This window comes from Shewanella sp. MM_2022_3, assembly GCF_022557375.1.
Lineage (GTDB): Bacteria > Pseudomonadota > Gammaproteobacteria > Enterobacterales > Shewanellaceae > Shewanella > Shewanella xiamenensis.
Window position 1 is genome coordinate 1 of sequence record NZ_JAKZGV010000076.1, and the last position, 11,977, is coordinate 11,977.

Below are 11,977 nucleotides of genomic sequence, written 5' to 3' on the forward strand. Positions count from 1 at the left end.
ATTAAAAATATCAATTATTTCATGAATTGATTTTTCATTACTCTCTAAATCAATATAGCCAGATTCGTGTATTTTCTTTGATACCATACGAGGTAAGCCGTACTCTTCTAAAATAAAAACATTGGGAGGTAGAAATGCATGAGATATTTTTGCTATAAATGAAGAAATATCAATTCTTCTTTCTGGGTATAATTCAGAATGCATACGATTTACTTCATTCAATAAAGCAGGCAATTTATAGCTGGCTTTCCTTTCTAAGTCAAAGAACTTATCGATGCCAATATCATGTATCGCTAGTTGCTCTAGGAGTTGTGGGAAGTCTAAGTGCCAATTATTTGCAATTATGCAAATAAACTCTACAATATCACTATATGCAGCTCCTATATAGCCAGGTATGATCTTTAATATGTTGTAAAGTGAGTATTTCCAGTTTTCTGGTATCTCAGAATTAAGATAGGCTAATCCATTAAAGCTCTCTGGTGACTCACGTAAAGCTCTTGTAACTTTAATTATCACTGATGAGTCACTGTCATTAAAAGCATTATCGTGCTGCATGCGACTATAATTTTCTTCACCAAGTAGTTCTGACATTTCCTCTTTATATGCAATTATTTTAGCAATTTGCTCTGAACTTAATTGTTGTGAAAATTCATTTTCGTCCACATGTGCAGCAAGTTCATCACTAAAATTTATAGTAAGCTGGTTCTCTTCTTCTTCAGGAGGTTTTTCTAATAAAAAAACATTGCCTATAAAATGTTTAAACATTCTTCCGCCACGGCCAATAATATTTCTGTAGGTAAAGTCATTTAATTTTGGTTGGCCATTTTTATTACGCCATAACACTACGTTTTCGGCAGATGTATTCACACCTTCAATAATTGATGAAGTAGAAATTATTCTGCTAAGCCCAGTGTTTTCTTCGAAAAGCTTAATTTGAATTTGGCTTAAAGAACGATGAAGTTGACCATTGTGGATACCGCATCCTCTTTTAACTAAGTTTGTTAATTGCCAATTTCGGCTGTAATTTTTTGTAAGCCACTTTGCAAAATCAGAAAGAAGATTACTTTGTTGTACAGGTGTCTCAGCTATAATTAAGGTTGCTAATTCCGAAATGGCAGAATAGGTTCCAGCATATATTAGAGTATTGCCTTTATATTTATCAAAAATATCTAAAAGGGCGTCGCTTTTTGTATAAATATCTTTGTCTATATCTAGATAAATATTTTTCTTATCTAAAAACACAGTGTTGAAATCTAAACTAATAAACTCCATACCTTGAGTGAAAATACTTTCATTTAAGTGTTTTATATTTGGAGCTAAAAAATACCTTTGCTTGGTTTTTTTGCTTAGTTTTAAAATTGCTCTTAAAAGTGATGGGGATCTTTCTTTATCATGTATGTTGCTTGCTTTGTAAAATTCATCAATTATTAAAATATCTAAGCTATTAATTAGGTCTATATAGTTAGTAGCTCTTTCTTGAGGAAAGATAAAAATGTTTTTTTCACCGAGTTCCGCATCCGTAGTTGTTATTATTTTGTATTCATGGGAGAACTTCTTGTGAATACGTCTTCTTGTTTCGTCTGTAAGCGCAATTGTAGGCACAATTATCATTACATTTTTTGGCTTGTTAATGGCAATAAATGAGTCAACAACAAAACTTTTGCCAAAGCTTGTGGGAGCGCTGACAGCTATATCTTTTCCATCGATTAGTTTTTTCAATAATGAAGATTGTTCTTTATGTAGCGTTACATTTGTCCCTCCTACATCGACCTTGAAAGATTCATATACGAATTTTTCTTGCCATGATGCAGTTTCAAGATCTAAATAGGGGTAAAGTCCAACACATCTTATAAAGTGATTTAAAATAGATGGGAATTTTTTGTTGTTAATTTCAATGTCTGCTAATGCCTTTATCACAAGATTTCGAGCATTATCTATTTTCCCTTCATTAATGAAGTCGTTAATTTTATGCATTGTATCGAACATGTCATACATCTTTTTCTGCTTCCTTGTAGTGTTTTACATCCTTTATAAAACTATCGATAATTGGAGTTTTGTTTGGAACAGGAAATAGTATTAGGTGAAATGTTATTTTTTCATATAGATGTATATCTTTTAATGCTTTTAAATGTTTTTTGAAATATGCAGTAGGTCGCTGGTGATGAAATTTGATAACATTCTGTTTGTAGCTTTCACTTATGGTTGTGCATGATGATGTATATTCACACTCATGCAGAAGTAAGATAGGTATATGTAATTTTGGTTTGATTGAGTCAATAGAATTTTTAGCGCTGAGTGCATTTTTGATGTTAGATTTTAATGATTCATTATCAATTAATGAATCAATATCTTTTATATTTGTAATTATTGCATTTTCACGTTTCAATTTGTCAGTAGCAAGAGAGTTTCCTACTGACTTTACAATTTCATTTAATCGTTCGTTACTAATGTCATTGAAAAATTTTGCCTCACCAAACCAAATGGTAAAATCTTCATCATTTTTTAAAACAATGTGTACGCTATCTGCACCTTTAGCATTATCTTGTGCATTCTGTTTGTAAAAAATTTTGGGGACAGCAGGAAGGGCTCCATAGTGGTGCTTCATAATGCCATATAATATAATTTCGGCTAGCTCACTACCTTGACCAATTGTGCTAGCTGTATCCGTTAAGCGTAGACTCTTAGCAGATTCAACTAAGGCGCTATATGATTCATTTACCAAGCTTTTTCTTTCGTCATATGATAAAGCAGTCTCGGCAATATTGTCCCAAATAAATTTTCTAAATTTACTGTAGCGCCACTTTCCATCCTGGAAATCATTAATTATTGAGAGTACATTTTTATTTTTTATTGGATTTAAATTTTTATCTAAACATATATCCATAAACTGTTCATCTACTAATACTTCAAAATTCATCGACGTCCCTTAAGGTGAAAAATATAAAGTTTTACGCTAGCTTGAATATCCAATTAATTATAGATTGACTCTTCATTAACTTTTCACATCATTTCCCCACCTCGCTTTTACTGAGGCATCTTTGGGCGACTTGGTAGATGATGGTGTCGACCTGTTGCTGGGTAAGATCTTGGGTTTTCAGTTTTGGGATCGTGCCGACTAATTGTTTGTGGTTGAGGATCGGGAACGGTGGTTTTGATTGGCTTGTGACATACCAGCCGGGGAATACTAGGGCTGGGGTGGCGGCGACGGGGGAGCCTGTGGCTTTGGTTAACCATTGGCTGACCCATTGGGCTTGGCGCTGCGCTTGTTCTATGGGTTTGGTTTCTGTCCACGAGGGGAAGTTTAAGCGCCCGTCTTTGTAAAATACTTCATAGCCTTTCTTACCAGAACTAGGGCCAGAGCCATTGCCATTGGTTTGGCGTAGGTCTTTATTGCGCTTATGGCGGCCTTTGGTTTCAATCGCGAATACGCCATTTTTGCCGATCACAAGGTGGTCGATATTAAAGCCGTCGGCTTGCACATCGTGAAATACTTGATAACCCAAGGCTTGTAGGCCGATTAGTTCATTGGCGGTGGCGATCTCTGCCGTATGTCCTAGGCGTAATTTGGTAAGTTTGGAAAAGTTTTTCCACGTTTTAAAGCTGCAATAGCTTAAGCCCATTAACGCTGAAATACTTAACATCCAAGGGAATTTGCCTGCTGCGATATGAGCTTGAATGCTGTTAAGTGCAAAGGGGAAGCAAAAGATCATGGCTCCCATCATCATGTAACCCATTAAATCTAATTGCAGATCTTGGATTTGCTGTTGTAAGCCATAGGCGGGAATGCGGGTTAGCTGCTCACGGTCAACGGGCAGGGTTAGCGTTGCATCGCGGTATCGAAGAAACACATGCAACACTCCTGCGCCGACAAACACGCTGGATAGAATAATTACAACGGATAATAGGTTGCTGCCGAAATCTGCCATTTACATCCTTGAAGTAAAAAGGTTTTTTATTCCATAACGCACATATAACGCACATATAACGAATGTGCTTTATACCTTGGTGACAGAGGTGGCTGTTAAGAGGGGAGTCAGATAATTGATTGGCTGCTTCGTCCCTAAATAGCGTGCTCGATATGGGTGTTCGAGTGTGGCTCTGCATTTCCCTTAGTGGTCACACTTTAACCCGCGTTATGCGGTTTAATCAATGCGTTTTATCACAAATACTTATTTTAAATAACAACTTGTGAATATTTGAGGAGAGGTATTGGTGGGCGTTTTGGGGTTATACAGGGTAAATAAAAACGGCCAATTGAATTGGCCGTTATTATTTTCCGTTAGCCGTGGCTGCTTAACGGTAAAATGCTTCTACTGTGCCTTTGATGGTTAACAGCAGAGGTTGACCACGACGGTCTAAGGATTTGCTTGGAACTTTAACCCAGCCTTCGCTGATGCAGTATTCTTCAACATCGAAACGTTCTTTACCGTTCACGCGGATACCCACATCGTATTGGAAGACTTCAGCTACATGGTGGCGGCTGCGTGGGTTAACCGAAAGACGATCGGGTAATGCGGGTTGTGCTGTTGTGTCAGTCATGGTCGTTATCTGTAGTGAACAAAAAGTGCGTTATTGTAGGCAATCCCGCCGCCTTGCTCAAGGATCTCAATCAAGAGTCTGGTTTTATACTGCACCCGCATTGGAAAAGGCTTTTAAGGTGCGGCCATTTTCCCTGCCCATAACCGATCTTAAGTAAGTCTTAGCGAGGATATCGGCATCAATGGTACTAAAACCCGCAAAGTAATCTCGATACGCGGTATATGACTCGGTTAATACGGTTGGGCTGACAATATTGATCCGCTGCTGCTGAGGTAACTCATTGGCGACTGCGGCAACAAAATGTTCAAGTGCGCCGTTGATGGTGGCAGCGCTAACGCCATCTTTAACGGGCACATCGGCGATAATGCCACTGGTTAAGGTAAAACTGCCGCCCGCATTTAAAAACTGACTACCCATTTGCACTAACTGGATTTGGCCTAACAATTTGCTCTGTATGCCTTTTTGCCAATCGGCTTGGTCGAGTTGGGCAAAGGGTTTAAAGGCGACGTCTCCCATCGCTGCGATAATGGCGTCGACTTTACCTAACTGATTAAAGCCTTGTTGGAGTGAGTTGGGATCGCGAATATCCATCAACAGATCGCCACGGGTTCGCCCGACTTGGATAACTTGATGACCTTCAGCTTTAAGTAATCGCGTCACCGCTTGGCCGATATTGCCTGCTGCACCTACAACGAGTATTTTCATGATTTTCTCCATTATTGAATATAAACACAGCTTAGCTCGGCGAAATAACCGGAAAAAGCCCATATAATCACCACATTGTTTAATAAATGGATTCAATCAATGAACCTAACGCATCTTCAATCCTTTATGATGGTTGTTAAAATGCAGAGCTTTAGTGCGGCGTCGGAGCAGCTTGAAGCCTCTAAGGGCTTAGTGTCTCGCCATGTTAAAGCCTTGGAAGATGAGCTGGGCTGCCAGTTGTTGTATCGCACCACGCGCCGAGTCTCGATGACCGAAGCGGGGCAGACCTTGTATGCTAAAGCCTGCGAAATCGACAGATTAGCCAGTGAGGCCGAGCGTTTAGTACAAGATTTAACTGAGGATGATTGTGGCCGTTTAAGATTCACCGCTCCTACTGAGTTGGGTAAAGCCCTATTAGCGCCGCTATTGATCCCATTGATGGCGAATTTTCCTCAGGTTCGGTTTGAATTTTGTTTTGAGCAAGATATTCAAGATGTTGAATTTGGTCAGTTTGACCTTGCCTTAAGAACCACACTTAAACATAGCGATAATTTAGTCGCTAAATACCTAGGGCGAATTAGCCATGTGTTAGTGGCCGCGCCTGGGTATTTACCTGCGGCAGACTTAGTGAACCCCGCGGATTTACCCCAATATCCGCTACTTTCGGGCGGTGAAACGCAGTGGACTCTCGAGCATGCCGCTGGCGAGAGTGTAACCCTAGGGTTTGAGTCCGCGGTGATTAGCTCAAATTATGCGACTAATCATCTGTTAGCCTTGAGTGGTCAAGGGATTGCCTGTTTGCCCTATTACTTAGTGCAGCAGGATATCGCGCAGCAAAAACTGTTGCGCTTACTGCCAGAATGGTATTTATATCCTTATGATTTATATATGGTCTATGCAAAGCAAAGCCATTACTCCAAGAAGCTGCGGCAGTTACAGCAGTTATTGCTGACATGGTGCGCGGCTAACTCCCAATTTATCCGCAAATCATAAGGGGCTAAAATCTAGGCGTGCTGATTTTTTTGCGCTGATGATTTAACGTGGCTAAAGTGGCGCTCGAGCCGATGTTGAAGCGTTTCAAGCTGTGGTTGTTATACCGATAACCACTCCGGTATTTAAGCACTTATGTCTCTAATTCATTATGTATCATTCACTTATATATCAATCATTTTTATCGCTAAGCAGGGCTGAATCTAACCACTATGCATGATGATATTAGTATTCCCTTGCTATCACTTATCCATCGCATCGGCCGCGAGGCGGCAAAGCGGGCGCAGGCAATGGCGCTTAAGCACGGCTGCGAGCTAAAGCGGGTGCGCCGCTCCCGTAATTGGAGCATCACAGGGCAGGCTATCGCCATTCAAAGCTGCTGCGCCGAGTTAACAGCCCAGAGTGATACTGCCGAATTTACCTTTATGATCAAAAAGATCAACAGCGCCTTATTACAACACGCCGATAAGCTTGAACCACTCAGCGCAAAACTGGTTCGCCTGATCAACCAAAATCCCGCCATTACCTTAGGTGAGCTTATGCAGCAGACCCAATGCAGCATCAGCGAGGCGCGCCTTGCCCGCTTTGATGCCGAACTCTAATACCGAGCTTTGGTGTCGAACTCTAATGCCGAGCTTTGATGCCGAATCCTGGGCTTAGGCGGGGTTATTAGCAGGCAGTACCCAAGAAAAAGGCCTCAATTGCTTGAGGCCTTAGGTGGTTAAAGATAGCTATTTATGCCGAATCGACTAACACTGAATCGATTAACACTGAATCGACTTACGCCGTTCGCTCATATGACGCTGTAGGCGTTAAATCTTAAATTGACCCACAAGTTTACCCAGATTTGTCCCTTCCTGTGACACTGTTTGGCTCACGCTCGCAGCCTCTTCGCTGGAGTGCAGCAGCTCATTCACAATCTCTTGAATAGCAAACACATTACGGTTGATCTCTTCGGTCACAGAGCTTTGCTCGGTTGCCGCGGTGGCGATTTGGGTACTCATATCATTGATGGCGGTTACTGCCGAGGTCACAGAGCCAAGGCTGTCTGAGATAGCGCGGGACGAGTCTACCGAACGCACACAACTCTGCTGACTCTCTTCCATGGTTTTGACTGCCAGGGCCACAAGCTTGTGCAGTTCGGATAGCATCTCGTTGATTTCTAATGTGCTTGATTGAGTACGACTGGCTAGGCTACGCACCTCATCGGCGACCACGGCAAAGCCGCGTCCCTGTTCACCCGCGCGGGCGGCTTCAATCGCGGCGTTTAATGCCAACAGGTTGGTTTGCTCGGCAATGCCGCCAATAACCGAGAGTACGCTGTTGATTTTTTTGGATTGTTCACTCAAGGATTGAATATTGCTGGCGGCATTATTGATTTGCGCCATTAGCGCCGAAATCTCCTCTAGCGAGGCATCGACACAACGCTGGGCATTGGCCACATCGCCCGTGGCGGCATGGGTAGCCTCGGCCACTTGGGTGGTATTTTGCGCTACTTCACTCGCGGTTGCAGACATCTCAGTAATGGCGGTAACCACTTGATCCGTTTCATTGTTATGGCTGATAAGCTGGCTCGACATCACCTTGGTTTGGTCGTGAATCGCGTTGGCCGCGCTTTTGACTTTGGCGGTCGCGTTTGCCACATCACCAATGATGGTTTGCAGTTTATCGACAAACAGGTTGAAGGAGCGGCCTAATTGGGCGATTTCATCCTCACCCGTCACTGTAAGGCGTTTAGTTAAATCGCCTTCGCCTTTGGCGATATCGTTTAAGTTATCGGCCATATTCTTAATCGGCGTCACCATGCGATGAGCTGTCAAAAGGATTACTGCGGCAGTAATTGCCGCCAGTATCAGCGCAATTAATAACACCCCGAGGGATTTACTCATCATTTGTTCATAGGCGGTTGCACGGTAATCCTCAACCACGGCATCGATATCATCAACATAGACCCCAGTGCCGAGCATCCAATCAGTACCAGGGATCATCATGGAGTAGCCGAGTTTTTCGATTTGCTCGTTGGTATTTGGCTTTTGGAAATAAAACGAGAAGTTACCGTCACCGTTTTTCGCGGCATTGAGTAAACCGACAATGATTTTGGTGCCGCGGGGGTCGGTCATATCGATTTTATTTTGCCCTTCGAGATTGGGCATGACCGCATGGAACAGGTTTTTACCTTGGGAATCGTAAATAAAGAAGTAGCCCGAACTACCAAAGCGAATATCGCGTAGGGCTTGATTGACATTGCCCTGTTCTTTTAACGATAACTGATATTGCACTATGCCTGCGGCGATTTGGGTGGCTTCTTTGATTTGGGTTTTACGCTCGCCAATCAGCTTTTCTCTAAATGCGGTGACCTCATCGGCAAGAGATTCTTGTTCTACATGGTAGGAAACTGTCATCAGTATGACGAGGGTTAAGAGTAACGGGAACAGCGCTAACAGGAGCAATTTGTTACGTAAACTGAGATTAGACATGCTTAACAACTCCGAAATAAGCCTCTATATTTGCAGGGCAGTATAACTAATCCCCATTCTTCTTAAGTGCTTAAGTTAACAAAAATCTAATGTAACCGACAAAAAACCTTAATGATATTTGACTTAAGGATGAGGGCGGCTCGCAGTACTTCGTTGATCTTAATCAAAGCCTCAATAAGCCAATGCGCTCATTATATTAGTTATTCTCGATGAAATGCGACAGGGCGTTTGTTCGCTTAAGTGGGCAAGAGTCGCAGCTCAAGCTTAATCAAGGTGAGGTGGACAAGGCGAGATGGACACATACCAAATGCGCACACTAAAAGGGGCAGGACTGTGACCAACCAACGGCTGATCACCCTCTTAAAAATCTGTATTAGCATCGGGCTGTGCCTGATTGTGCTTGGCATTTATCTGCATAACTTTAATGTGACCGTCGAAGCCATGGGTGTTAAGGGGATTATTATCAGCGCCGTTTGCGTTGCCGTTGGCATGGCGTTATCCCTGCCGACCAAGATGTATCTGACTTTTTTACTGGTGAAACGCGAGGCGGATAAGCAAGGCGACGCTGAGCATTAACCCTTAGCCAAACCACAGTCAATGCCGCAATAAATCCCACAGTTCTATTTGCTGCTTACGGCATAAAAATCCCGCTGGTGTTTTTTTAACATAATTAACCCAAGACTAATGGTCGAAAAACACCGATAATTCCCCCCAGATGATAGCGCCCAAGGGCAATGCTGTGCGGTAACGGATACGATTACCGCGTTTGAGCATATTGAGTGGAAAAATTCTAATGGAAATCAAAGTTAATTTTCTCGACAACCTGAGACTCGAAGCCAAGTTCGACGATTTTACGGTAACGGCCGATCAGCCTATCCGTTATAAGGGCGATGGCTCGGCGCCGAGCCCCTTCGACTACTTCTTAGCTTCTTCGGCGCTGTGTGCGGCCTATTTTGTGAAGGTATATTGTAAATCCCGCGATATTCCGACGGACAATATCCGCCTATCGCAAAACAATATTGTCGACCCAGAAGATCGCTATAACCAGATTTTCCAGATCAATGTCGAATTGCCCGACGATATTTCGGATAAAGACCGCGAAGGTATTTTGCGCTCTATCGACCGCTGCACAGTGAAGAAAGTAGTGCAGACTGGCCCAGAATTTAGAATCGAAACCGTTGAAAACCTCGATGCCGATGCCAATGCTATGTTGATGGGTCATCCCGCCGGTGAAAGTAGCACCTATATTTTGGGCAAAGATTTACCGCTGGAGCAGACCATTGCCAATATGACGGCGATGCTCGCCGATTTGGGGATGAAGATTGAGATCTCCTCATGGCGCAACATTGTGCCCAATGTGTGGTCGCTGCATATCCGCGATGCCGCATCGCCCATGTGTTTTACCAATGGTAAAGGCGCAACCAAAGAGAGCGCACTGTGCTCGGCCCTCGGCGAGTTTATCGAGCGTTTAAACAATAACTTCTTCTATAACGATCAATTCTTTGGGGTTGAGATCGCCAATAGCGAGTTTGTGCATTACCCGAATGAAAAATGGTTTGCTTTAGAAGAGGACGATTCGCTGCCAGCAGGCCTGTTAGATGACTATTGCCTCGAGATTTACAATCCCGATGAGGAGCTGTGTGGCTCGCATCTTATCGACACTAACTCGGGCAATCGTGAACGCGGTATTTGTGCGATTCCTTATACCCGTAAATCCGATGGCGAGACTGTGTACTTCCCATCAAACCTGATTGAAAACCTGTTCTTAAGCAACGGCATGAGCGCGGGTAATAACCTGAAAGAAGCCGAAGTGCAGTGTCTCTCTGAGATCTTCGAGCGCGCGGTGAAACGCCAAATTATCGAGCAGGAAATCGTCCTGCCAGACGTGCCTATGTCGGTGTTAGAAAAATACCCAAGCATTCTTGCGGGCATTAAGGGTTTAGAAGAACAAGGCTTCCCTGTGGTGGTGAAAGACGCCTCATTAGGCGGCCAATTCCCAGTCATGTGCGTGACGCTGATGAACCCGAAAACCGGCGGGGTATTCGCCTCCTTCGGCGCCCATCCAAGCTTTGAAGTGGCATTGGAGCGCAGCCTGACCGAATTACTCCAAGGTCGCAGTTTTGAAGGCTTAAACGATGTGCCAAAACCGACCTTTAATAGCATGGCGGTGAGCGAGCCTGAAAACTTTGTCGAGCACTTTATCGACTCAACGGGGGTGATCTCCTGGCGCTTCTTTAGCAGCAAGCATGACTATGAGTTCTGCGAATGGGATTTCTCCGGCACCAACGAAGAGGAAGCGGACCGCTTATTCGGCATTTTAGAAGAGCTGGGTAAAGAGGTGTATGTTGCCGAATTTACCCAGTTAGGCGCATCGGCTTGCCGTATTTTAGTCCCTGATTACTCTGAGGTTTATCCAGTTGAAGACCTGATTTGGGATAACACCAACAAAGCGCTGGATTACCGTGAAGATATTCTGAATCTGCATTCTCTAAGCACTAAGCAATTGGTTAACCTAGTCAATCGTTTAGAGGAAAGTCAGCTCGATAACTACACCGATATTCGTACCCTGATTGGTATCGTCTTCGATGAAAATACCGTCTGGGGCAAGTTAACGATTATCGAACTTAAGATCCTGATTTATCTAGCACTCGGCGCGCATGAAGAGGCGCTCGAATTAGTCGGTGAGTTCCTGCAATTTAACGACAATACTGTGAAGCGCAATCTGTTCTTCCAAGCAATGAGCGCGGTACTGGAAGTGACACTGGATGAAGACCTTGAACTCGAAGACTTTAGCCATAACTTTACCCGCATGTTTGGCGCGGAAGTGATGGAACAAGTGGTCGGCAGCGTTACTGGTAAAGTCCGTTTCAGCGGCTTGACTAAGACCAGCATGCAACTCGAAGGTATCGAGCCACACCTACGCTTAATTGAAAGCTATAAGAAACTGCACGCCGCCCGCAAGGCCAACGCGGTTAAGTAAGACTCAACAGAGGCTTGCATCAAACTAACCTAAACAGTGTTGATGCAAGCCCCTAAATCGTAGTTCCTAGTTTGATGTTATAGGCCATCGTACAGTACTGTGTTTAATAAACGCAGCTTGTATTAAATACAGTATACTTTTAGAAAATAATCACCATAAAAAACACTTCCATTGCCAATATTTTTATATGGAATAATATTTTTTTTAAAGTAATATGATTTGTTATTAACATCTAGCAATATATCATTGCCAAAATTGTAAGGTTTTCCTTCTAGATCTCTAATAT

General features: G+C 43.2%; 10 protein-coding genes. 4 read left to right on the plus strand and 6 right to left on the minus strand.

Translation table 11 applies throughout. From position 1 onward, the window contains the following. From MMG82_RS20545 to MMG82_RS20565, 5 genes are all read right to left on the minus strand, one after another. On the minus strand, positions 1-1,986 hold a 1,986-nt coding region (locus tag MMG82_RS20545; RefSeq protein WP_241407351.1), incomplete at its 3' end, for a DEAD/DEAH box helicase. Position 1,987: 1 nt separating this feature from the next. Beyond that, positions 1,988-2,917, minus strand: a complete 930-nt coding sequence (locus tag MMG82_RS20550; RefSeq protein WP_241407352.1) for a DUF1837 domain-containing protein — start codon at positions 2,915-2,917, stop codon at positions 1,988-1,990. An 88-nt stretch (positions 2,918-3,005) separates the two neighbouring features. Beyond that, on the minus strand, positions 3,006-3,926 hold the full coding sequence (locus MMG82_RS20555; protein WP_241407353.1) for a nuclease-related domain-containing protein: 921 nt from the start codon (positions 3,924-3,926) through the stop codon (positions 3,006-3,008). Between the two features lie 367 nt (positions 3,927-4,293). Next, the gene (locus tag MMG82_RS20560) at positions 4,294-4,539 is read right to left on the minus strand and encodes a DUF3297 family protein (RefSeq protein ID WP_037414354.1); all 246 of its coding nucleotides are present in this window, start codon (positions 4,537-4,539) and stop codon (positions 4,294-4,296) included. Between the two features lie 84 nt (positions 4,540-4,623). Next, a complete protein-coding gene (locus tag MMG82_RS20565) occupies positions 4,624-5,244 on the minus strand; it encodes a short chain dehydrogenase (protein WP_037414356.1) in 621 nt (206 codons plus the stop codon). Between the two features lie 99 nt (positions 5,245-5,343). On the opposite strand from MMG82_RS20565, the gene MMG82_RS20570 reads away from it, so the two are divergent. Both MMG82_RS20570 and MMG82_RS20575 read left to right on the plus strand, forming a co-directional pair. Next, a complete protein-coding gene (locus MMG82_RS20570) occupies positions 5,344-6,237 on the plus strand; it encodes a LysR family transcriptional regulator (RefSeq protein ID WP_037414358.1) in 894 nt (297 codons plus the stop codon). Between the two features lie 209 nt (positions 6,238-6,446). After that, positions 6,447-6,836 (plus strand): ribosome recycling factor family protein, encoded by a 390-nt coding sequence (locus tag MMG82_RS20575; protein ID WP_037414360.1) that lies wholly within the window; start codon positions 6,447-6,449, stop codon positions 6,834-6,836. A 210-nt stretch (positions 6,837-7,046) separates the two neighbouring features. On the opposite strand, the gene MMG82_RS20580 is transcribed toward MMG82_RS20575, so the two are convergent. Further along, complete coding sequence (locus MMG82_RS20580) at positions 7,047-8,711, minus strand: methyl-accepting chemotaxis protein (protein ID WP_241407354.1); 1,665 nt, start codon at positions 8,709-8,711, stop codon at positions 7,047-7,049. Positions 8,712-9,044: 333 nt separating this feature from the next. Here MMG82_RS20580 and MMG82_RS20585 point away from each other — a divergent pair, with 333 nt between their 5' ends. Both MMG82_RS20585 and MMG82_RS20590 read left to right on the plus strand, forming a co-directional pair. Next, on the plus strand, positions 9,045-9,287 hold the full coding sequence (locus tag MMG82_RS20585; RefSeq protein ID WP_047538762.1) for a hypothetical protein: 243 nt from the start codon (positions 9,045-9,047) through the stop codon (positions 9,285-9,287). A 217-nt stretch (positions 9,288-9,504) separates the two neighbouring features. Beyond that, positions 9,505-11,691, plus strand: coding sequence for an OsmC domain/YcaO domain-containing protein (locus MMG82_RS20590; protein WP_241407355.1), 2,187 nt, complete (start codon positions 9,505-9,507; stop codon positions 11,689-11,691). Positions 11,692-11,977: the final 286 nt, after the last annotated feature.

Excerpts from the sequence above, each read along its gene's own strand:
- MMG82_RS20570 (WP_037414358.1), top strand. The coding sequence starts at position 5,344 with ATGAACCTAACGCATCTTCAATCCTTTATGATGGTTGTTAAAATGCAG.
- MMG82_RS20575 (WP_037414360.1), top strand. The coding sequence starts at position 6,447 with ATGCATGATGATATTAGTATTCCCTTGCTATCACTTATCCATCGCATC.
- MMG82_RS20560 (WP_037414354.1), bottom strand. The coding sequence starts at position 4,539 with ATGACTGACACAACAGCACAACCCGCATTACCCGATCGTCTTTCGGTT.
- MMG82_RS20555 (WP_241407353.1), bottom strand. The coding sequence starts at position 3,926 with ATGGCAGATTTCGGCAGCAACCTATTATCCGTTGTAATTATTCTATCC.
- MMG82_RS20550 (WP_241407352.1), bottom strand. The coding sequence starts at position 2,917 with ATGAATTTTGAAGTATTAGTAGATGAACAGTTTATGGATATATGTTTA.
- MMG82_RS20565 (WP_037414356.1), bottom strand. The coding sequence starts at position 5,244 with ATGAAAATACTCGTTGTAGGTGCAGCAGGCAATATCGGCCAAGCGGTG.
- MMG82_RS20580 (WP_241407354.1), bottom strand. The coding sequence starts at position 8,711 with ATGTCTAATCTCAGTTTACGTAACAAATTGCTCCTGTTAGCGCTGTTC.
- MMG82_RS20590 (WP_241407355.1), top strand. The coding sequence starts at position 9,505 with ATGGAAATCAAAGTTAATTTTCTCGACAACCTGAGACTCGAAGCCAAG.